Annotated in this window: 20 protein-coding genes; 11 read left to right on the top strand and 9 right to left on the bottom strand. The window is 36.3% G+C overall.

Features of this window, described 5'->3' with window-relative positions:
• Window positions 1–161 precede the first annotated feature (161 nt).
• The 5 genes from secD (at window position 162) to EG344_RS02845 (ending at window position 7,855) form a co-directional block, all read left to right on the top strand.
• Entirely contained in the window at window positions 162–3,056 is a 2,895-nt protein-coding gene (gene secD, locus EG344_RS02865; RefSeq protein ID WP_123908196.1) for a protein translocase subunit SecD, read from the top strand.
• Window positions 3,057–3,689: 633 nt separating this feature from the next.
• Complete coding sequence (locus tag EG344_RS02860) at window positions 3,690–4,181, top strand: hypothetical protein (protein ID WP_123908195.1); 492 nt, start codon at window positions 3,690–3,692, stop codon at window positions 4,179–4,181.
• A gap of 169 nt (window positions 4,182–4,350) precedes the next feature.
• Entirely contained in the window at window positions 4,351–5,616 is a 1,266-nt protein-coding gene (locus EG344_RS02855; RefSeq protein WP_123908194.1) for a hypothetical protein, read from the top strand.
• A gap of 183 nt (window positions 5,617–5,799) precedes the next feature.
• The gene (locus EG344_RS02850) at window positions 5,800–7,041 is read left to right on the top strand and encodes a TCR/Tet family MFS transporter (RefSeq protein WP_123908193.1); all 1,242 of its coding nucleotides are present in this window, start codon (window positions 5,800–5,802) and stop codon (window positions 7,039–7,041) included.
• A gap of 19 nt (window positions 7,042–7,060) precedes the next feature.
• Window positions 7,061–7,855, top strand: a complete 795-nt coding sequence (locus EG344_RS02845; protein WP_123908192.1) for an arylamine N-acetyltransferase family protein — start codon at window positions 7,061–7,063, stop codon at window positions 7,853–7,855.
• Between the two features lie 88 nt (window positions 7,856–7,943).
• On the opposite strand, the gene EG344_RS02840 is transcribed toward EG344_RS02845, so the two are convergent.
• Entirely contained in the window at window positions 7,944–8,888 is a 945-nt protein-coding gene (locus EG344_RS02840; RefSeq protein WP_123908191.1) for a hypothetical protein, read from the bottom strand.
• A gap of 348 nt (window positions 8,889–9,236) precedes the next feature.
• On the opposite strand from EG344_RS02840, the gene EG344_RS02835 reads away from it, so the two are divergent.
• The 4 genes from EG344_RS02835 to EG344_RS02820 all read left to right on the top strand — a co-directional run bounded on the left by EG344_RS02835 (window position 9,237) and on the right by EG344_RS02820 (window position 11,505).
• A complete protein-coding gene (locus EG344_RS02835) occupies window positions 9,237–9,575 on the top strand; it encodes a twin-arginine translocase TatA/TatE family subunit (protein WP_123908190.1) in 339 nt (112 codons plus the stop codon).
• A gap of 3 nt (window positions 9,576–9,578) precedes the next feature.
• Window positions 9,579–10,145 carry a phosphatase PAP2 family protein gene (locus tag EG344_RS02830; protein ID WP_123860202.1) on the top strand — a complete coding sequence of 189 codons (567 nt, stop codon included), beginning with the start codon at window positions 9,579–9,581 and terminating at the stop codon, window positions 10,143–10,145.
• Window positions 10,142–10,954 (top strand): tetratricopeptide repeat protein, encoded by an 813-nt coding sequence (locus EG344_RS02825; RefSeq protein WP_123908189.1) that lies wholly within the window; start codon window positions 10,142–10,144, stop codon window positions 10,952–10,954. The genes EG344_RS02830 and EG344_RS02825 overlap by 4 nt, the downstream gene beginning before the upstream one ends.
• 95 nt (window positions 10,955–11,049) lie before the next feature.
• Entirely contained in the window at window positions 11,050–11,505 is a 456-nt protein-coding gene (locus EG344_RS02820; RefSeq protein ID WP_123908188.1) for a tRNA (cytidine(34)-2'-O)-methyltransferase, read from the top strand.
• Between the two features lie 37 nt (window positions 11,506–11,542).
• Here the strand turns inward: EG344_RS02820 and EG344_RS02815 are convergent, their stop codons facing one another.
• Window positions 11,543–12,016 (bottom strand): 23S rRNA (pseudouridine(1915)-N(3))-methyltransferase RlmH, encoded by a 474-nt coding sequence (locus EG344_RS02815; RefSeq protein ID WP_123908187.1) that lies wholly within the window; start codon window positions 12,014–12,016, stop codon window positions 11,543–11,545.
• A gap of 100 nt (window positions 12,017–12,116) precedes the next feature.
• Entirely contained in the window at window positions 12,117–13,106 is a 990-nt protein-coding gene (locus tag EG344_RS02810) for a GlxA family transcriptional regulator (protein ID WP_123908186.1), read from the bottom strand.
• Window positions 13,107–13,222: 116 nt separating this feature from the next.
• On the opposite strand from EG344_RS02810, the gene EG344_RS02805 reads away from it, so the two are divergent.
• Entirely contained in the window at window positions 13,223–13,672 is a 450-nt protein-coding gene (locus tag EG344_RS02805) for a DUF1569 domain-containing protein (protein ID WP_123908185.1), read from the top strand.
• A 251-nt stretch (window positions 13,673–13,923) separates the two neighbouring features.
• Window positions 13,924–14,937, top strand: coding sequence for a YihY/virulence factor BrkB family protein (locus EG344_RS02800; RefSeq protein ID WP_123908184.1), 1,014 nt, complete (start codon window positions 13,924–13,926; stop codon window positions 14,935–14,937).
• Here EG344_RS02800 and nhaA read toward each other — a convergent pair.
• The 6 genes from nhaA to EG344_RS02770 all read right to left on the bottom strand — a co-directional run bounded on the left by nhaA (window position 14,934) and on the right by EG344_RS02770 (window position 23,482).
• Entirely contained in the window at window positions 14,934–16,112 is a 1,179-nt protein-coding gene (nhaA, locus tag EG344_RS02795; RefSeq protein ID WP_123908183.1) for a Na+/H+ antiporter NhaA, read from the bottom strand. The genes EG344_RS02800 and nhaA overlap by 4 nt on opposite strands.
• A gap of 2 nt (window positions 16,113–16,114) precedes the next feature.
• Window positions 16,115–18,325, bottom strand: a complete 2,211-nt coding sequence (locus tag EG344_RS02790; protein ID WP_123860208.1) for a RelA/SpoT family protein — start codon at window positions 18,323–18,325, stop codon at window positions 16,115–16,117.
• Between the two features lie 109 nt (window positions 18,326–18,434).
• Window positions 18,435–18,800, bottom strand: a complete 366-nt coding sequence (locus tag EG344_RS02785; protein ID WP_123908182.1) for a hypothetical protein — start codon at window positions 18,798–18,800, stop codon at window positions 18,435–18,437.
• A gap of 403 nt (window positions 18,801–19,203) precedes the next feature.
• Window positions 19,204–21,111: an acetate--CoA ligase gene (acs, locus tag EG344_RS02780; RefSeq protein ID WP_123908181.1), complete on the bottom strand. Its 1,908-nt coding sequence runs from the start codon at window positions 21,109–21,111 to the stop codon at window positions 19,204–19,206.
• Window positions 21,112–21,168: 57 nt separating this feature from the next.
• Window positions 21,169–23,055, bottom strand: coding sequence for an AMP-binding protein (locus tag EG344_RS02775; protein ID WP_123908180.1), 1,887 nt, complete (start codon window positions 23,053–23,055; stop codon window positions 21,169–21,171).
• A gap of 67 nt (window positions 23,056–23,122) precedes the next feature.
• On the bottom strand, window positions 23,123–23,482 hold the full coding sequence (locus EG344_RS02770) for a response regulator transcription factor (RefSeq protein ID WP_123860212.1): 360 nt from the start codon (window positions 23,480–23,482) through the stop codon (window positions 23,123–23,125).
• Window positions 23,483–23,487 lie beyond the last annotated feature (5 nt).

Below are 23,487 nucleotides of genomic sequence, written 5' to 3'. Positions count from 1 at the left end.
TTTTGAAAACTTCACTAAGATACCTTGAAATAATTGTTAAATCTTAAATAGAAATCAGAATGCTGATATATCTGAAAATAAACCATTTCTGTTGTTAAAAATTCATAAAATACAAGAAAATCATTATATTTGCCGACTTAATTTAACGTAGTTATAACAAAATGCAAGGAAAAGGGCTTATTACAATTGTTGCTATTGTCCTGGGGTTGATTTGCTTAAACGAGCTATTACCAACCTGGTACGCCAGCAAAATTGAATCGCAGATAGAAGCTGCGAAAGGAAACGAGAAAGAGATCAAACGAATCAAGGAAGATACTCTTAATCTTGGGTATACAAAGCTTTATTATTCAAAAGCTAAAGACAAGGAAATGAAATTGGGTCTTGACTTAAAAGGAGGGATCAATGTTCTATTGGAAATCAACCAAAGAGATTTGGTAAATGATTTAACCAATTATTCTACAAATCCTGTTCTTATTGACGCTTTAAATAAGACTGATGAAGCTCAGAAAAACTCAACAAAATCTTACATCGACAATTTCTTTGAACAGTTCGATGCAGTAAACAAAGCAAAAGGAACAAACCTAAAGCTTGCTGATCCGGAACTTTTCGGAAACACAAACTTATCTGAAATCAAGTATAATACTACTGATGAACAGGTGAAAAGTATTGTGAAGAGAAGAATTGACCTTTCTGTAGGAACGGCTTTCGAGGTAATCAGAACGAGAATTGACAAGCTAGGAGCAATCCAGCCAAATGTTCAGAGAGTACCTGGTACCGCTAGAATTTCTGTAGAAATGCCTGGTATGAAGGATATTGACAAGGTGAAGAAAATGCTTCAGACTTCTGCAAAACTTCAGTTCTGGGAAGTACAACAAGTTCCTGAAGTTGCCCCTTATTTCCAAACATTGACAACTATGGTTGCTGCGAAAGGAGATTCTATGGGAGTTGCAAAGAATGTAAACTTCATGAACCTTTTACAGCTTGACAAATTAAGAAGTAATGGTGTTGCCAACGTAAAATTATCTGATACTGCTGCTGTAAACAAAATCTTGAACAGCAAAGTAGGAATGGCTTCGCGTCCTGCCAACATTAAATATACACAGTTTATGTGGGGTTACAAGCCTGAAGCTACAAGTCCTGATGACTTAGTGCTTTATGCGATCAGAAGTAACATCAACCAAAAAGCTCCGGTAGACGGTGCCGTAGAAACTGCAAGCATTAGCTATGACGAACTTGGAAGAGTAGTAGTAGACATGCAGATGGATTCTAAAGGAGCAAAAGAATGGAAAACTTTAACGGAGAAAAACGTTGGAAAACCAGTAGCTGTAACTCTTGATAACAGAGTATATACTGCTCCAAATGTTGTAAACGCTATTCCAAACGGTAGAACTCAAATCTCTGGTAACTTCTCTCAGGAAGAAGCTAAAGAATTGGTAGACGTTTTAGGTGCGGGTAAATTACCTGCTGGTGCTAAAGTAGTTCAGGCTACTCAGGTAGGTCCTTCATTAGGACAGGAGTCTATCAACGCAGGGATGATTTCATTTGCCATCGCATTCTTAATCATCATTGTTTATATCATTTTCTATTATGGCGGTGCAGGAGTATACGCTGTAATTGCAATGGTAATTAACCTTTTCTATATTTTCGGAATTATGGATTCCGGAGACTTTACTCTTACGCTTCCTGGTATTGCTGGTATCGTATTGACGATGGCTATGGCAGTAGATACGAACGTAATTATCTACGAAAGAACAAAAGAAGAATTATTTGCTGGTAAGAGCATCTTAGAAGCTTATAAAGATGGTTTCAAACATGCATTAAGCGCAATTATTGACGGTCACTCTACTACGTTATTGACTGCTGTTGTATTGTTCTTCTTTGGAACAGGACCTATTAAAGGTTTCGCATTGACATTAATGATCGGTATTATCATGACATTATTTACTTCTGTATTGTTGTCAAGAGTAATGATCTTTAGTAGACTGAACAAAGGTAAACACCTTTCTGTATGGACTCCACCTACGAAAAATCTATTCAGAAATACTTGGATCGATTTCATTGGTAAGAGAAAATATGCATACATTGTTTCTGCTGTATTAACAGTGATTTGTATTGTTTCTATGGTAACTCACGGATTCAAATATGGTATCGACTTTACAGGAGGTAGAAACTATGTAGTAAGATTTGATAAAGAAGTTAATGCTAATGATGTTGAAGAAAAATTAGTAAAACTATTCAAAACAGAAGATGGTAAAAACTCTTCTGTAGAAGCTAAAACTTTCGGAAACTCTAACCAATTGAAGATCTCTACCGATTATCTTATTGAAGATGAATCTTTAAAAGCTGACCAGACGATTGAACAGAAGTTATATGAAGGATTAAAAGGAGATCTTCCTGCTAATATTACTTTAAATGACTTTAAATCTGCAGACAAAGATCACGCAGGTATCATTTCATCTGAAAAAGTAGGTCCTACGGTAGCTGATGATATTCAGACTCACGGTATTCTTGCGGTAGTTGCTGCATTGGCAGGTATCTTTATCTATATCCTATTCAGATTTAGAAAATGGCAGTTCTCTTTAGGTGCAGTTGCAGCATTATTCCACGATGCGGTAATTATTTTAGGAACGTATTCATTACTTCATAAATATATGCCGTTCAACATGGAGATCAACCAGGATTTCATCGCTGCGATCCTTACAGTATTAGGGTATTCAATTAACGATACGGTAATTATCTTCGACAGAATTAGAGAATATCTAAGAGAGAAGAAGTCTTTAACATTAGCTGGATTATTTGATGACTCTATTTCAAGTACATTGGGTAGAACGTTCAACACTTCATTCACTACGATTCTTGTGATCCTTGCGATCTTCATTTTTGGTGGTGATAACCTAAGAGGATTTATGTTTGCTATGTTAATTGGTATTGGATTTGGTACTTACTCATCTATCTTTATTGCATCAGCAATCGCTTATGACTTCCTTAAGAAAGGAAAAGAAGATGAAGTACACGGAAAAACTACTTCAGATAAAGAAGTACTTGCTTCAAAATAATACAAACTACAATAAATTAGTAAAAGCCTTTCGAAAGAAAGGCTTTTTTTATTTCTATATTTTCAATGGATTATTTTCTATTGATGCCAAAATTCTTACTTTTTAACGCTACATCATACTTCTGCTGTCCCTTACCAATGCAACCTCATAACCCAACTTATTATTTATCATTTATTACAATCTGAGCATTTTTCAATTCCATGAAAGCCATGATGCTGATTTGGGAGGACTTTCATCCATTTGGATATAAAATAGGAAAGACAGGCTTCACTTTAATTATTTTACGATGGAGAAACCCGGACTTGGCTAAATAATCCGTATTTATTCCACTCGTTGAAGCAATGATAGATAGGCTGTCGGATTATTTTTTCTTTTGGAAATATTTTCAGAACCAGCTCTCATCACTTATAGTCTGTTTTCAAGTTATTTACGATAAGTTGACGAACTTTTCCTGAACCAAGTTTTATGCAAAACCTCTTTTCCTCCTTGCTGTGACAAGGTAAAATCCAATTGTATGTTTTATCTTTGTCGAAGAATTTTGGATTATTGGTTGTTTAAAATAATTGATTTTCCCAGGATTCTTTTTACTTGAAAAAGTGTAAAAAATTTTTTCATAAATATAAAAAAACAAAAATGAGATTCGAAAAATTATTCGTTGCTACGGCATTATGTGCTGGTAGTATTATCAATGCGCAGACAGGAATTGGTACACCTTCCCCAGATAAGAGTTCTGCTTTAGATGTTACCGATACCAATAAAGGTGTATTGATTCCCAGAATTTCCGATTTATCAGCAGTGGGTACTCCCGCAAATGGTCTCTTGGTTTATGACCTTAAAAGGCAGGCACTGACCCAGAACATAGGAACACCTGCCAATCCCAACTGGGTTCCCATCAGTGGAAACATCGTTAAGTTCTTCTACATGCCATCCATCAGTATTGATACATCAAAACTGAGTACTGGTAAAACATTGGATTTGTATCAACTTTATAAGACCCAGTTCTCAACTCCAAAGGTCACAAGTACCGGAGCTCCCGCAGCCATTCCTTTCTTTGTGAGTGCGACAGACCTTTACTACTATGTGACAGATTTTGATGGCAGGCGTTTTGAGGAATGTAAGCATTGATGCCAATGGGATACTGCGTTATGATGTAGCAGCTACGGCTACGGCATGTTCTTTTATCAATATTGTATTTGTAGTCAAATAATTTTAGAATACTTCTGGTCATTATCATCATCCTTAACCAAGGATGAGTATTCTCTTGTGTACAATTAATTACTTAAAATTATTCGTGATGAAAACAAATTCAATGTTACGCTATATCCTTATAGCCTTATGTCTTTTTGTGTCAGACAAAATGATATCCCAAGAAATGGTTTCCCTTCCTAATGGTGGTTGTGGAAGATTATTAGATACCAATACTTCAAGCGCTAGCAATGGTGGAATTCTTTGTTTTAGATTTGGAAAGGAAGCAATCAATCCAGGTAATATGACTGATATGGATGTGAACTCTTTTGCTTCCTTAAAGCCGGGAACCGGAGTTGGAGCTTTTTGTTCAATGTATATTGGAGTAGGAACTACAAGAGCGGCTTTTCCTGCTAAACCAGTGTATATAGACTTTGCATCAGATGGATTTAACCTTAATCCAAGCTTTAATGCTGGAAATTTTGTTTTCTACAACAATAAAAAGGAGGTTTACAGAACAGGAATCAATGGGCATTTTTTCTTTGATTTTGGTGATAATAAGGAAAGACGAATCATAAAAGTAGAACCAACGGCAGCATGGAATGAAGTTCGGCTTGAATTTGGCGAACTTATTGGTGTGGGTTTTTCGTTTAGCCAGATGCGGGTTTATAATATTCTTTCGGAGTATTATATAGATCCCATGACTTATTTATCCCAGCCCTCTGATAGAACGGTTGCTATAGGTGAATCTACCTCCATGACAGCTGTCATCAAAAATACAGATACTGATGAGACTCCTGATAATATCACCTATCAATGGCAAGTACTGAATGGAGCTGTATGGACAGATTTGACAAATGATACCCATTATAAGAATGTTACTAGCTCAACGCTTACCATTAATAATGTTCCTGGAGAGTTCAGCAATAATCAGTATAGAGTGGTGGCTCAGTCAAGCTTCCATACCTGTTCATTTCAGGCGATTTCCAATGTAGGTAAACTGTTTGTAAATGGAGTGGATAATTCCGGAACCATTGGAACGGACCAAGTCGTTTGTCAGGATATCAATAGCAACCCAGATGCACTCACAGAGATTGTTACAGCCCAAGTGACAGGTTCTGCCAGCTATCAGTGGCAAAGCTCAACTGATAATATAACATTTGTAGATATTGCCAATGCAACCTCTGCAAGTTATGGTGCTCCGGCAATTACCCAAACTACTTATTACCGCCGCGGAGTAAAATCTACCCTTAACGGAAATGTTACCGGATATCAATACAGCAATACTGTTAAAATTACTCTTAAAAAAAACTGTCTCATCAAATGTATTACATCCAACCGGATGATTTCAACGAGGCTTAATAATAATGAGTAGGATACTTAAAAATAAGATTTGAAGAAGACCTATTCCACTTGTTTGGAAATAGGTCTTTTTGTTTTATCACTGCTGAATATTCAATTGTTTTTTGATATGATTCTGTTGTTCAATGTTATACTTCTTTAATATAATGAAATTTAGAATCATTATTTTTTAAGATTTGATTAATTTTGCATCATCATGGAAAATTCAAAGAAAAAAGCAGCGATAGGCTTTATATTTATTACTTTACTAATTGATATTACAGGGTGGGGAATCATTATTCCCGTTGTTCCTAAATTAATAGAAGAATTGATTCATGCAGATATCAGTGAAGCTGCAAAATATGGCGGCTGGCTGGGATTTGCTTATGCATTTACACAATTTATCTTTTCTCCACTGGTTGGAAACCTGAGTGATAAATACGGTCGTAGACCTATTATTCTGATCTCGCTTTTCGGATTTGCCATAGATTATATTTTTCTTGCTTTGGCTCCAAGCATCTGGTGGCTGTTCCTTGGAAGGGTTATTGCGGGAATTACCGGAGCAAGTGTAACCACGGCGAGTGCCTATATTGCAGACATTTCAACAGATGAAGACCGGGCAAAAAACTTTGGATTAATTGGAGCTGCTTTTGGTCTGGGATTCATTATAGGACCGGTTCTGGGAGGTGTTCTAGGTCATTATGGAGCCAGAGTTCCTTTCTATGCAGCCGCAGGTTTATGTCTTCTTAATTTCCTTTATGGCTATTTTATTCTTCCCGAAAGTTTGGATAAAAATAAGAGAAGAGAGTTTGACTGGAAACGTGCCAATCCTGTAGGATCTTTTAAATTTTTAGGAAAACACCCGGAAATTTCGGGGCTTATTACTGCATTGATCTTGATCTATATTGCTGGACATGCCGTGCAGAGTAATTGGAGTTTCTTTACCATGTATAAATTCAACTGGACAGAGAGAATGGTAGGTATTTCATTAGGAGTTGTAGGGCTGCTTGTTGGTTTGGTGCAAGGTCTTTTAATCAGATGGACTACACCAAGGCTGGGAGAGCAGAAAAGTATTTATTATGGTCTGGCCATGTATGCAATAGGATTATTATTATTTGCTTTTGCTTCAGAAGGGTGGATGATGTTTGCCTTTTTAGTTCCCTACTGTTTAGGAGGAATTTGTGGACCGGCTCTGCAGTCAGTGATTACGAAAAGCGTACCTTCCAATGAGCAGGGCGAACTTCAAGGAGCATTGACTAGTTTGATGAGCGCCACTTCAATTATCGGGCCTCCCATGATGACCAATTTGTTCTACTTCTTTACGCATGATGAAGCCCCGTTTGAGTTTTCAGGAGCTCCGTTTTTCCTTGCATTTATTTTAATGGCAATTAGTGTAGTTATCACTTATTCTGCTTTTAATAAAAAAGAAATATTTAATAAAACTAAAGAGAAGTTGTAAAACGGCTTTCATTTAAATTATGGATGATTTAAAATTAGAAAAATACCTCAAAAGAATCCATTATTCCGGAGATTTGGGAGCGAATATGGAGTTTTTAAAAAGAATCCATCAGCTGCACCCTCAGTATATTCCTTTTGAAAATATAGATTCTTATACGGGAACAGTTCCGTTGCTGGATTTCGAAAATATTTTTGAGAAATTAGTGGTGGAATCCAGAGGTGGATATTGTTATGAACAAAATCTGCTTTTGAGTGAAGTTCTGAAATATTTTGGTTTTAAAGTGCAATTGCAGTTGGGGAGAGTACTATGGAGAAAAGATGAAAACAGTAGCGCGGCTAAAACACACTTATTGCTAATTGTAGAATGGGAAGGACAAAAATATCTTGTAGATTGTGGTTTTGGAACGGCTACATTAACTGCTCCTTTGTTGCTGAATAATGTTGAACCTCAGGATACGCCCAATGAACAGTTTAAAATCTTACAGAAAAATGGAGCCTACACACTCTGGACCTGGAGGGAAAAGTGGCTGCCGGTGTATCGTTTTGAATTGGAGGAAGTAGAGTCTCCTGATCTTGAGATTTGTAATTGGTATCTGGCTACTCATCCGGAATCTAATTTCAAGAAAAATCTGGTTTTTTCAAAGGTTGATGAAAATGCAAGGTATACATTCAGTAATGATACTTTGAATATCAGAAAAAAAACGGGCGGTAAAGAATCTGTTTCTATTGAAAATGATGTTCAGCTTTTCCAGATGCTGAAGGATGTTTTTGGCTTGAAGGAAAATGCGATTGAGCTTCTGAAGCAGAAACGATAAAATAGATCAATCTAATTCTATAATCAATAAAGGGAAGCTGTTATCAGACTTCCCTTTATCATTTTGAAAATTTTATATTCTATGAAAATTAAGGATATAATGATTTGTATCCATTGCTTACCATATTGCTGCCTAATCCGGAGAATGAAACAGAGAATTTGCTGGCATTAAAGCTTAAAGACCCCGTTGGAGTACAAAGTCCCAATGCATATTGACATTGTCCGTAAGCGCCTGTTTTTTTGGTAATCTTGCTTTCGCTTTTTGCTTTTCCTAAGCTGATATTGGCCCAGTCATTCACATCTGCATTAGATACTGATGAACCAGTATAATAGATGGTAATCTGATATCCCATTTCACCTCTTTTAGACCCCCAAAGCCAGCTTGCTGTCCACCATTCTTTATACCATTTAGAGGCAACTTTTGCTGCTGCTGCATTTGAATTTTCTACAGTACCTCTGGTGTCCATCATAATCAAACCTCCAAGAACATTATCCCAGATAATTCCTGAATCATTATAGAAACAAAGGCTTGTAAATCTTCCGTTTTTGTTGCTCCAGATTACTTCCATAACGTTGGTTCCTGTTTTTATTGCTTCAGTTACCATTTCTTTTAATCCGGTTTGAGCTGTGCTAAGATCATCACCTACGTATAGATCACCAATTCTACCTAATTTTACAGTAGAAAGATCCATAAGGTTTCCTATAGCAATAAACTGATCCTTATCTGCAACAAGGCTTTTTGAAATTTCAATTCCTTTTTGCGTTGAAATTTGTCCAATCACCTTTACTCCGGCAATCTGTAAATCACTTTTCAAATATTTTTCAAGATTTTTTTGTGATTCATCTAATTGAGTTTGTACAGTACCAGGAACGATGAGAGAAATGGCAGTAGTTTCCTTTTGCAAATCAGCAGTGGTGATTTTTGCCTGAACCGCTTCCTGTTTTGTGATTTCATTGTTCTCATCACTACAACTGCTGAGCGTCAAAACCGTTAATACGGCCATAAATTTAAAGGCAGTAACTAATTTTTTCATAATATATTTTATTTAGGTTGTGTATAGTAAATATACTTAAATGTTGTGTAATTCTCAATATTTTGAATTAATTATTTGTTAATTTGAGGGTAATTGCTGTTTTAAGGAAAGGATTTGAGAAAGGGATTGAAGCTTGGAAACAGAAAGATCATAGACAAATAGATGAAAGAAGTTAATGGAGTAATCAAGTATCAAAATTTTGGATTATTGAATGGATCACAACCTTAAGCATCAAACTTTGAGCTAAAAACCTTGAACTTTAAAAGAGTCTTTCACTCAAAATCTTAAAATTTGTTTAAATTTTTAGTTTACCGCAAATAAATGTATAATCTTTCGTAATTTTACAACATGGAATTAAGCATTGGAGAAATGGCATTGATTGCAATAGCAATCGTTGTATTGTTCGGACCGGATAAACTGCCTCAGATTGCACGTGACTTAGGTGCGGGTGTTAGAAAAATGCGTGGCGCAGTGGAAGATATCAAGACCGAGATTATGAAGGAAACAGATAACCCTGTTTCTGAGATTAAGCGCGAAATTGAGAAAGTAAAAGATGCTGCCAAAGATTTCAACCCGATGAAGGACATTGAAAAAGATGTTCTTACAGAACCTGCTTCTACCACTCAGGAACCTCCAAAACCAAAGCCTGCCGATGATGAAACTTACGAAGGGCCTGTAAGCAGATAATGTATGGAGGAAATTATTCAGGAAGATAAGCAGGTATTTTTATACCTTAATAACTTGGGAGACCCAGCCTTTGATCAATTTTGGATGCTGATATCCAGCACTTGGATCTGGGTACCGCTTTACATTATATTCCTATATTTTTTATACAAAAACTATAAACTAAAATCTTTAGTTTTTATTCTTATATTTTTAGCACTTGGGGCAACGGTTTCAGACCAGCTTGCCAGTGTATTCAAATATGGAGTGGCAAGGTTGAGGCCATGCCATGATCCTAGTTTAGAACATTATATGAGAATTGTGAAATGTGGTGGACAGTTTGGATTTTATTCTGCACATGCGTCCAATACATTCTTTTTAGCCGCCTTTTTAAGTATTTTGCTTAAAAATAAACTTAAATGGTTTCCTTATGCTATATTTGTATGGGCTATAGTGGTTTCCTACAGCCGAATATATTTAGGAGTGCATTTTCCAATTGATATTTTGGTGGGGGCGTTTGTTGGATCTTTATTGGGAGTGATATTTGGTGCACTCGCTAAAAAAGTAATCAACAAACAAAATATAACTTCATGAAAAAATCTTTATTACTGTTAGCTTCTGTTAGCTTTTCTTTAAATGTCTTTGCACAGGATAAAAAAATGGCTGAAGAATGTTTTAAAAAAGCAGATTATAAATGTGCTGAAGAACAATATTCCAAACTGGCAGAGAAGGAACAGATCCGAAAAATTCAATCTGAATATTATAACAATCTCGGAACGGCTCAAAGAAGGTTAGGAAAGACCAATCTTGCCTTTAAATCTTATGATATGGCTTTAAAGACCAATCCGATGTCTATTTCTGTGTATGAAAATCTTTCTTCGCTATACAGCCAGAAAGGAGATAAGAAAAAAGCATTGGAGTACATTGAAAGTGGTCTTAAAGTAAACGATAAAAGCCCTGATTTATATCTTACACGCTCTAAAATCTATGAAACGCAGGACAAAAAAGATTTGGCTAAAGCAGATCTCAATCATATCCTGACTTTTGCACCGGATAATATTTTTGCTAAAACAGGATTAGCCAATCTGAAAAAAAATCATGGCGAACTGGAAGATGCATTGAAAGATTATAATAAACTTATTGCAGAAAAACCCGAATCATTACTGTATAACGGAAGAGCAGATGTTTATTTGAAGATGAAAAGAAATAAAGATGCATTTGCCGATGTAAATAAAGCGATTTCTATAGATCCGAAGTTTTCCCAGTCGTATGTAACCAAAGCGATGATTTTATTTAATACAGCGAAACCAAAAGAAGCCTGTGAAAACCTTGATAGAGCCGTAGGTTTAGGCTATGAAAAAGCCATATTAGCTGAGTATTATGCTAAGTGTGTTAAAAAATAATACAATATTCATTATTATTAATCATCAATAAAAAAACAGCTGAATATAACAATACGATTATCTTTAGCTGTTTTCTATTCATATAAAAAATATACATGTTAAATGTTGTTCTTGTAGAGCCTGAAATCCCTAATAATACAGGAAATATCGGACGTTTGTGTGTGGGTACAGAATGTAAACTGCACTTAGTTCATCCTTTTGGATTTGTAATTAATGATAAAAACCTGAAGCGATCCGGATTGGATTATTGGGTACATCTTGACGTTACTGAATATGCCAATGTAGAAGAATGGGTTAAAAATATTCCCGATCCGTCACGTGTTTTTCTAATGAGTTCACATGCCGAAAAATCCTATTTGGAAAATGATTTTCAGGATGGTGACTGGCTTGTTTTCGGAAAAGAAAGTGTTGGCTTGAGTGAAGAGGTTTTGAACCAATTTGACCAACATTTAACCATTCCGATGTCGAAGCTGATCCGAAGTTTTAATATTGCCAATTCTGTTGCTTTTGTGGTAGGAGAAGCGAAAAGGCAGATCGGATTAAAAATATAATCTGCTATTTAAGCGGTATTTGTAAAATAAGTGACTTTTAATCATTATGATAAGGCTTGCCCTGAAGAATTTGATCTGCACGGTAAAGCTGTTCCACAATAAATAAACGGATCATCTGATGGGTAAAAGTCATTTTCGATAATGACATCTTTTCATTGGCTCTATTATACATATCTTCCGAAAAACCATAGGCTCCTCCAATCAGGATATGTACTTTTTTTACGGAAGAATTCATCCATGTATCAATTTTCTGAGAAAATTCACGGCTTGTAAACTGTTTTCCTTTTTCATCAAGGATGACAACAAGATCATTTTTATCAATATGATTCAGAAAAAGTTTGGTTTCTTCTTTTTTAAGAAGATCCGGAGACAGGTTTTTAGCATTTTTAACATCAGGAATCTCAGTAATTTCAAAATTCCAGTGCTTAGGAAGGCGGTTAAGATAATAATTAATCAAAGAGGTAATCTCTTTATCATCCGTTTTGCCGATACAAAGTAAGCTGATTCGCATTATAAGAAGTTTCAGGCGGCAAAGATAGTGATTTTTACCGGTTAGAATTAGGTGATAAATGTTTCTAATTGGTGGTTTAAAGTAAATCTCTCCTTGATTTTTAATCTATTAAATTGCCTTTATACTTGTTTTTGTAGTCAATGGGGGTAAGGCCAGTCACTCGTTTGAATAAGGTCCTGAATGTTTTCAGATCATTGTAACCAATACTGTAAGTAATATCCGCAATATTGAATTCTCCGGTTTCTAGTGCTTTTTTGGCTGCTTCCACCTTTACCCGCTGAATGTATTCTATAGGATTCAACGTAGTAGCATTTTTAAATCTGCGGATAAAGTTTCGTTTGCTCATATTGACGCGCTCTGCAAGCTGTTCTACAGAAAGATCAGTTTTAATGCCTTTTTCAATATAATTTTGTGCCTGATGAATTTCATGGTCATCATGAAGACGCTGTCCGGAAAAAATACTGAAAATATTCTGCGAAGTTCGGCCATAGTCCAGTGCATAATATTTGCTGAGTTCTATGGCAATTTCCTTTGTGGAATTCTTTTCTATAAAATAAAGCAGGGCATTTAAAGAGGAAAATCCACCACCACCTGTGATGATTGCCTTGGAATGGGTAACAACATGATCTGGTTTAAAGTCAATCAATGGATATCTTTTCCGCAGGTCTTCCATAGCACCCCAGTGTGAAGTGGCAGGCATACCGTTTAATAGCCCGCATTCAGCTAAAAAATAAGCGCCTGTACACAAACTGATGATTTCAGCTTTTTGATTATATTTTTCTTCTATCCATTTAAGAAGCTGATGATTTTCAGCCAATAATGTATCGATCTGTTTTGGTGAAGTGATATTATTGGGTGAAATAATAACTACATCTGTCTTGAACTCTTCAGCTATGGTTTTTGAACATTGAAACTGTATAGGAAGATTAGATTTTACTTCTTTTTTGTCAATTCCGACTATTTCTATTTGAAAAAGAACAGGCAAATGATTCCTAAGGGCCATATCATTGGCACTGGTAAGCAATGCAATAGTGTTGGAAACTGCCGTACCCATTACATTGTCATATAATATAATTGAAATGTGTTTCATATCAGTATATTAATACCTAAAGGTATATAAATTTTGGCACAAAATACACCGTCATATGTCGTTTTTGCGTAGTAGAACTATTTTTTAAGTATAATAATTTTACAAAAATATTTATTATGAAAACAATATTTGATTCTAATGTTAGAGAGGAACTTATCAGCAGGATTGATACGCTTTCTCAAAAGAATACTGCACAATGGGGGAAAATGAACCTCTATCAAATGGTAAAACATTGTACTGTATGGAATGACTGGATGCTTGGCAGTAGTCATTATACCTATAAGCAGGATTTTTTAGGGAAACTCTTTGGTAAAATGGTCCTGAAGGGAATGGTAAAGGATGATAAACCTATGAGCAGAAATTCTCCAGCAGGAAGTTTTGCAATAAAGGAATCATCAGGAGATACTGAAGCTCTGAAGAAGAACTGGAAAGAACAGATTGCTTCCTATGTGAATTACACCAACCCTAATTTTATTCACGACTTTTTTGGAAAGATGACAAAAGAGGAGATTGGTATTTTTGTTTACAAGCATATGGATCATCATTTAAGACAATTTAATGCATAGTCGTCCGATTATTATTTTTATTATTTTAATGGTTTGCATTTAATTTGAAAAGGATGATATCTATAAAAGGGAAATGATCGGGATTTTTATTGTGAATGTCTGTAAGTCTCCATTCTATATAATTCAGATTGAGAAACAGGAGAGGGAAAATGTTTATATTTGTAAGAGAGACAGAGAAAATATCTTAAAAAATACTCGTAATTTGAGTCATTTGGTATTTGATCTCTTAACTAATTACGAAATTGCAATAGATGAGTGTAAAGGTTCCCCGATTTATCCTGAAGGTTCAGGAGTTTTTTGACGACATCCATATTCCCGTTTTGGGAATATCACTTTGGCAGATGTTTCAGATCTATATCTCCGGGATTTTCAAAGGAAAGATAGGGCGAAAAGCAGCAGCAATTTCCTGGAGCTTTACCATGAGTTTATTCCCTTTTATCCTGTTCCTGCTTTCGGTATTGCCTTATATGCCGCATTATGATAAACTTCAATTTTATATTTTTGAGGTGCTGATGCATAATGTTTTTCCTTCTAATATGGAAGGTGATGTGAGAGGGTATATCGAAACCAATATCATTCCCAATATGAAAGGGATTAGTAATCTGACTATCGTATTGGCACTTATTTTTGCAACAAATGGTACTTTTTCCCTGATTAATGGATTTAATGAAAATACAGAAGAAAAGCTCAGTGATGTAAAGGAATTTATTCTTTCATTCTTTATTACAATAGGCTTTATTACCATTGTATTTTTAACGCTTTTCGGAGTCTATTATGTAGAAGTTGTGATGAAGCTTTTTGCTCCCGCTTATGATGTAACATGGTTGGTGGATAACCTTTCCAGTATCATTGGTTTCGTTTCTTTTCCGTTATTTTATTTTATTCTTTTAACCTTATTTTACTGGTTGGGAACCGTAAAAATTACCAGATTCAGACAGGCTGTTCCGGGGGCAATTCTTACAACCGTATTATTTTTGCTTACGACCTATATTTTTGCCATCTATGTAAAAGATATTGCCCGATATAATGTGCTTTACGGATCTATTGGAAGTATGATCCTGCTGATGGTATGGGTAAATGTCAATGTATATCTTTTACTCTTTGGAAACGAACTGAATATGGCGATCAGGAAACTTAGAATAGAAAAGCTGCTGTCAGATGAAATTCAGAAAGAAACTGTTCATTATCACACACCTGTTACAGAGCCGGATTTTGAAAGTGATGAACAGCACAGAAGAAAGCTGGGAGACCAGAAGAAGAATTAATCTTCTTCCGGTTCCATATTTCCTTTAGAACTTAGACTTAAAATTAGATATCCCAAAATTGCTGCAATAAAAGAAGCAATCAGGATGGCAAATTTAGCTTCATCCTGAATCTCAATCTCTCCTTTAAATGATAATAAGGCAATGAAAATGGACATTGTAAATCCGATCCCGGCCAGAAGTCCTACACCTATCATCTGAGTCCAGTTACTGTTTTGTGGTAAAGAGCTAAGCTTTAATTTAATGGCAATTAAAGAGAATAAGTTAATTCCAATCAGTTTTCCAAGAATCAATCCGCAGATAATTCCTAGTCCTAATGTACTCGTAACACCGGCTACCATTTCATTTGAGAAAGTAATATTGGTATTTGTCAGAGCGAAAATAGGCATGATTAAAAAGCTTACAGGAATATGAAGCTGATGTTCCAGTTTTTCCAATGGTGAAATTTCTACATTAGATGCATTCGTAGGAATTGAAAATGCCAGTAAAACTCCTGCAATGGTTGCATGGATTCCCGAGTGATGAAGGAAATACCATAAAAATAATCCAGGGATAATATAAAATATTGTTTTGGTAACCTTTAAAAAATTTAAAATAAACAACAGAGCTGTTACACCAAAAGAGAGTAGGAGATAAGTCCAGTGAATCTGTTCAGTATAAAAAATTGCAATCACAAGAATGGCCCCCAGGTCATCAACGATCGCTAATGCAGCCAGGAATATTTTAATTGAATTAGGAATTTTCTTTCCTAACATCGAAATAATCGCTAAAGAAAAAGCAATATCCGTAGCCATCGGAATTCCCCAGCCATTGCTGTATTCTGTTCCGGAATTGAAAATACTGTACACAACAGCAGGTACAAGCATTCCGCCCACTGCTGCAAAAATAGGCAATGATGCATTCTTGAAAGAAGAAAGCTCACCTTCTACAAGTTCTCTTTTAATTTCCAGCCCCACCAAAAGGAAAAATACGGCCATCAGACCATCATTGATCCAGATGCTGACAGGATATTCCAGCTCAAACAGATGGGTTCCTATTTCCTTGTCTAAAAAGCTTTGAAAGCTTCCGGCAAGAGAGGAATTGGCAATAAGTAATGAAATAAGCACGCAGAAAATAAGGATGATTCCTGAGGCTTGACTGTTGTTGAAAAATTTTTTAAAATAGAGTGATAAATTCATGTTTATGATTGTAGTCGTCTCACCCTGGAGACTCCATTAATATTCTTGAGCTTCTTGAAGGTTTCCTCCAATTGCCCCTTATTTTTAACTTCAAGATTGATATTTCCGGTGAAAACGCCGTTGTTGGATTCAATAGACATACTTTTCATGTCCATTCCCATACTCCCACTAATGACTGTGGTAATGTCATTAATCATTCCCATTCTGTCAAGACCTTCGATTTCAATTTTCACTCGGTTTTTGAAACTTTCTTCGTTCACCCATTTGGCAGGAATGACACGGTAGTCATATTGTGCTCTAAGATTAATGGCATTCGGACAGTTATCACTGTGTACCTTGATTCCATCAGAAATAGTGATAAATCCGAAGATCTTGTCTCCCGGAATTACAGTACAGCATTTTGCATAGGTGTAATTCAGTTTTTCCTCATCTTTTCCAAAGACGATCATATCAAGGTTTTGCTCTTTCGGTTCCTCGAAGTTAACGCTTTTAGATGGAGACTTTCTGAATCTTGAGAGTAAGTTGTTGAATACGTTCTTACTTTCAATGTATTTTCTTAAGCTACTGACATCCAGTTCGTTGCTTTGGAATTTAAGGAAAAGTTCCTGAGAAGATTTTAAGTTAAAAAACTTTTGTAATTTATTAATTTCTTCATCATTAAAATTGATTTTCGCATGACGAAGTTTTCTTTGTAAAATTTCTTTTCCTTCTTCTACCAGTTGATTTTTCTGGGAATTCAGGTAGCTTTTAATCTTTGATTTAGCTTTCGAAGTGACAACGAACTCCAGCCAGTCAGATTTAGGTTTCTGATTCTGAGAAGAAAGGATATCGATCTGATCACCATTTTGTAGAATATAGGAAATAGGAACCAATTTTCCATTGATTTTGGCCCCCAAACACTTCATTCCCAGGTCAGAGTGGACGGAAAAGGCAAAGTCCAGAGCGGTTGCATTGGTTGGTAGAATTTTAATTTCTCCTTTTGGCGTAAACACAAATACTTCTTTGGAATAAAGGTTCAGTTTGATATTATCCAAAAGTTCGGAAGTAGACAGGTTTTGCTGCTGCTCAAGCACTTCACGGATCTCCGTAACCCATTTTTCAAAATTACGATCATCAGAACTTTGCTTATAGCCTTCCTTGTATTTGTAATGAGCAGCCACCCCTTTTTCAGCGATCTCATCCATTCGTTCTGAACGGATCTGTGCTTCAATCCATTTTTTATCTGGGCCAAGAACGGTCAGGTGCAAACTTTCATATCCTGTAGAACGGGGTTGGGTAATCCAGTCACGCATTCTTGATGGGTTACTGTGATAAACATCCGTAACAATGGAATAAATCTTCCATGCCAGGAATTTTTCGTTTTTAGCATCCGATTTATAGATAATTCTGATCGCATAGTTGTCAAAAACTTCTTCAAAAGAAACCCCCTGCTTCAGCATTTTTCTGTAAATGGAAGAAATAGCTTTTGCACGTCCTTTGATGGTGAAATTTAAACCTTCTTCTTTCAGTCGTTCAGAAACTTCAGTTTTGAATTCTTCAATATATCTTTCGCGGCTTTCTTTGGCCAATTCCAATTTCTCCGTGATTTCATTGTATACCTCAGGATTATTGTATTTTAGGGAAAGGTCTTCCAGCTCGGATTTGATATTATATAACCCAAGACGGTGAGCCATCGGAGCATAGATATAAACCGTTTCTGAAGCGATTTTTTTCTGCTTGTCCGGAGCCATACTTTCCAATGTCCGCATATTGTGAAGACGGTCTGCAATTTTGATCAGAATAACCCTGAAATCCTCAGACAGTGTCAGCAACAGTTTTCTGTAGTTTTCTGACTGTACAGAGATATTCTGATGATTCATGATGGATATTTTGGTTAATCCATTCACGATATTGGCGATTTTTTCCCCAAAGATTTTTTTCAGATCTTCATAGGTATAGTCAGAATCCTCAATCACATCATGAAGCAATGCACAGGCAATGGAAGTTGCGCCCAAGCCAATTTCTGTCGCTACAATTTTGGCTACAGCGATAGGATGGTAAATGTAAGGCTCCCCGGATTTTCTCCTTTGGTCCTTATGAGCATCCAATGCAATATCGAATGCTTTCCGGATAAGTTTGTTATTTTCCTCATCCAGCGTTCTGTAGGTGTTAGAAATCAGATCCTTATATCTGGCAAGGATCTCTTTATTCTCTTGTTCTAAATCGTAACTCATTTGTGCAGATGCCTATAATTAAACGAAAATACGAAAATTTTTACTTTTTTCAAACATAAAAAATCCGCAGTATGTACTACGGATTTTCGGTTATTAAGTTTTATGTCGTTTAGAATTTCACTTCTGAATTCATGCCGTCACTGGACGTTTTAATTTTAATATCAGGACTGTTATGGATTTCGGCCCTGTTTCTGGCATCGATATACTTTTTTATGGTATCATAATTTGCCTGATCAATGCTCATATTTTCGAAGAAATAAGTCTTTATAACTGCATTTTTCGTGAAAATGCTCCGGGCACTATCCGCCTGGCCGCTATCCTTTACCGCCACACTTGCCAGGTATTGGGCGTTACTCGCTTCACTGTTAAGGTATACAATGTAATCTGAACTAGGAATTCCTGAATTTTCCAGATCACTTTCAAGCTTTTTGTAATCGCTATTGTGCTCAAATAGCCCAGCTAATATATTTGACATAATTAATGGGTTTTAAAGTTCTGATTAAAGTTAATAAAATTTTCTTATTTTTTTGATGTATAGCCAAAAAAAAATATCTATTAATATTTTATCTATATTATAATGTTAAATTATTTGAAGATATCTATTGAACGCGTGTTTAAATTTGTAAAACTGATAATTTTTTAATCATTTGATAAATCTGTGATAATTCATAAATCACCCTGATGAAAGGTACTGCGAACATTTTTTATTATTTAACTCTAACTTTCTGATATGAATTACTTATTGCTCCCGCAGATTTGGCAGACCGTTCAGGTGTAAAATCTACAGATTATATTTTATACTTCATCGTTCTTTCTATAGATAAAAAAAGACCATTTCGTATAGAAATGATCTTTTTGTTTTACTATTTGAGATTCGATTAAATTCTTTCGTTTTTAATTTCATCTACAATTTCCGGATTTAGTAATGTGCTGATATCTCCGAAATTACTGAAGTCTCCCTCTGCAATTTTCCTAAGAATTCTACGCATAATCTTACCGGAACGTGTTTTTGGAAGTCCTGAAACGAATTGTATTTTATCCAGCTTAGCAATAGGCCCAATCTGATCGGAAATCAACTGATTGATTTCTTTCTTAAGGTTTTCCTTATCACGACCTTCGCCGGTTTCTTTAAGTGTTACATAGCCATATAAAGCATTTCCTTTGATGTCATGTGGATAACCTACGATGGCAGATTCTGCAACGGCAGGGTGTTGGTTGATGCTGTCTTCAATAGGAGCAGTTCCTAAATTGTGTCCGGAAACAATGATTACATCATCAACACGGCCGGTAATTCTGTAGTAGCCTACTTCGTCTCTCAAAGCGCCATCTCCCGTAAAATATTTTCCAGGGAAAGCGGTAAAGTAAGTTTCTTTATATCTTTGATGGTCACCCCAGATGGTTCTTGCGATTCCCGGCCATGGAAAACGGATACATAAGTTTCCGGTTACCTGATTTCCAGTAATTTCATTACGCTTATCATCCATCAAAACGGGTTGGATTCCCGGTAGAGGAAGAGTGGCATAAGTTGGTTTGGTGGGAGTTACAAAAGGAAGCGGTGAAATCATGATTCCTCCCGTTTCGGTTTGCCACCAGGTATCAACAATCGGACATTTCTTCTTTCCTACGTGATCGTTAAACCAATGCCATGCTTCATCATTGATAGGTTCTCCTACAGATCCGATTACTTTCAAAGAGCTCAGATCATGTTTGTCTACCCATTCAGTGCTTTCTTTAGCTAAGGAACGAATAGCAGTAGGAGCGGTATAGAATTGGGTGATCTTATGTTTTTCAATCACTTCCCAGAAACGATCCGGCTCAGGATAGGTTGGGACTCCCTCGAAAATAACAGTAGTAGCTCCATTCAATAATGGTCCGTAAAGAATGTAAGAGTGGCCTGTGATCCAACCAATATCTGCGGTACACCAATAAATATCGTTTTCTTTATAATTAAATACATTTTTGAAGGTATAAGCGGTATAGACCATGTATCCGGCACAGGTGTGAAGCATTCCTTTTGGTTTTCCAGTAGAACCGGAAGTGTAAAGAATGAAAAGCGGATCTTCAGAATCCATAATAACGGTTACGAAATCAGTGGAGGCTTTTTCATACAGATCTGCCAGCCAATGATCTCTTCCTTCCTTCATCTTGATTTCATTGTGAGTTCTCTTCACCACCAAAACTTTTTCAATAGTTGGTGTTTTTTCCAACGCTTCATCCACAATACTTTTCAGATCCAGAACTTTACTTCCTCTATAACTTCCATCTGAAGTGATTATCATTTTAGCTTCACAATCATTCACCCTTGAAGATACGGCAGAGGCAGAAAATCCGGCAAAAATAACAGAATGAACAGCTCCCAGTTTGGCACAAGCCAGCATGGTAATAGCCAACTCCGGAATCATCGGAAGGTAGATGCAGACTCTGTCTCCTTTTTCAATACCCATATCCTTTAAAACATTAGCTGTTTTATTAACACGGGTATACAATTCGTTGTATGAAATATGCTGAGCCTCTTCTTTAGGATCATTCGGTTCCCAGATAATGGCTGTTTTATCTCCTCTTATGGCGAGATGCCTGTCCAGACAGTTTTTGGTGATATTAAGTTTGGCATTTTTAAACCATTCGATTTTAGCTTCATTCATATCGTACTTAACAACCTTGCTCCATCTCTGATACCACACAAAATTTTGATCGGCTACCTTATCCCAGAATTTCTTCGGATTTTTGATAGATTTTTTGTAATCTTCAAAGTATTGTGGTAAATCTTCTATTAAGTAATTTCTCATATCCCTTTCGTTTTTTGAAATTTGAATTGTATTTTAAATATATGTTTAATTTTTCGCTTACCCCCTATATTCCCTGATCTTTTCCTGGATTTCTTCAATAATTTTTTCATCATCAATGGTAGACGGAATCTGAAAATCTTTCCCGTCCAGCAATGTTCTGATAAGCTTTCTTAAAATCTTTCCGGATCGGGTTTTGGGTAATCTTTTGACAACCATTGTGTTTTTTAAAAAAGCTACAGCGCCAATCTTTTCACGAACCATCTGAATGATATTTTTTTCGATGTCCTCTTCGGTAATGGAGGAACCATTTTTTAGAACCACCGTTGCAAACGGAACCTGTCCTTTTAGATCATCATCAATTCCCACCACAGCGCATTCCGCAACATCAGGATGTGAAGAAACAATTTCTTCCATTTCGGATGTTGAAAGTCGATGGCCGGCTACATTGATTACGTCATCCACTCTTCCCGTGATGAAAATATAGCCATCTTCATCCTGTATAGCGCCGTCACCGGAAAAATAATATCCTTTGTATTGGGATAAATAGCTGTTCTCAAATCGATCATAATCCTTCCAGATTCCTAGCATAGCTCCTGGCGGAAGAGGTAACTTTATAACTAAATAGCCTTCATGGTGCGGGTTCAGCTCCAGTCCGTTTTCATCAAAAATTTTGATGTCATATCCTGGAATGGGTTTTCCTGCAGAAGCTCTTTTGATGTTGTAATTGTCGTCAAATGTTAATAAGCCGAGCATTGGCCATCCGGACTCTGTCTGCCACCAGTGATCGATAGCTGGAACCCCGATATGCTCACCAAACCAGTCCAAAGTAGCTACATCACAGCGTTCACCGGCAAGAAACTGCTTTTTGAAATGAGACAGATCATATTTTTTTACCAGTTCACCATTAGGGTCTTCTTTTTTTATTGCTCTGATAGCAGTGGGAGCTGTGAACATAACAGAAACTTTATATTCAGAGATAATTCTCCAAAAAGTTCCTGCATCAGGTGTCATAATAGGCTTTCCTTCAAAAATAATTGTTGTATTTCTATTGAGGAGCGGCCCATAAACAGAATAACTGTGTCCAACAGCCCAACCGAAATCAGAGGCAGCCCAATAGGTTTCGCCGGGTTCAACACCGTACATGTATTTCATGGAGAACTTTAGTGCTGTGGCATAGCCGCCCGTGTCACGAACAATCCCTTTAGGTTTTCCTGTAGTTCCGGAAGTATAAAGCAGATAGAGTGGGTGAGTGGATTCTATAGAAACACAGTCAATAGGAGCTGATTTTTGAACCAATTCTTCATAATCGATCAGTCCATCAAACATTTCATCCCGATTATCTACTAATTTTCTGTCGTAAACGATAATATTGTCTACTTTATCCTGTGCCAATTCAATGGCCTTTTCTACCAATGGAAGATAAGGGATTCTTTTGGCGATCTCTATTCCTGCGGTTGCCGTGATTAAAACTTTAGGCTTACAGTCATCAATTCTTACCACCAGCTCATGAGGAGCGAATCCGCCAAAAACCACATTATGAATAACGCCAATTCTTGCGCAGGCAAGCATAGCAAAAAGGGTTTGTGGGATCATCGGCATATAAATAACCGCTGTGTCACCTTTTTTTAGTCCTAAAGAAGTTAATCCTCCTGCCAATTTTGATATTTCTTCCTTGGCCTGATTGAATGTATATATTCTCTTTTGACCTGTAACCGGAGAATCGTAAACAATAGCATTCTGATCGCCAAAACCATCTTCAATATGTTTGTCAATACATAAATAACACATATTAAGCTCTCCATCAGCAAACCACTGTGGATAGTCGTTGGGGTCTTTTGATAGGATTTGTTGAGGGAATTGAAACCATTGTATAGCTTCGGCCTGCTCTTTCCAAAATTTTTCTTTGTCTTCTATGCTTTGTTTAAATAGAGTATCTGAATCCATAGTAATAATCGTGTGTTTGGTGTTTTTTTTTGCTTCTTCTTGTCAAAGTGAGATGCTTCTTGTCTCCCTAAAACATCTCCTCAATCTGCTGCATCAGTTTTTTAATAGAATAGGGTTTTGTTACATAGGCGTCCGCCCCCATTTCAAGCCCTTTTTCAATATCTCTTGGATTGTTTTTCGCGCTCAGGAAGATCACCTTGGTGTTTTTCATTTTTTCATCCTGTTTGATGAGGTCTAACGTGCTGTAACCGTCAAGATTCGGCATCATGATATCGAGAAGAATCACATCCGGAACCATGGTTTTTAAAAACTCCAGAACCTCCGTTCCATCACGGGCAATATAAACGTCATAACCGTTCTTTTTAAAACTATATTCCAGTGACATTAATATTTTGTGTTCATCATCCGCAATGATTATCTTTTTCATAAAGG

Origin of the sequence: Chryseobacterium sp. G0162 (genome assembly GCF_003815715.1) — a bacterium.
In the GTDB taxonomy this organism is placed as follows: Bacteria; Bacteroidota; Bacteroidia; order Flavobacteriales; family Weeksellaceae; genus Chryseobacterium.
This window is presented reverse-complemented; position numbering and strand designations above follow the sequence as displayed.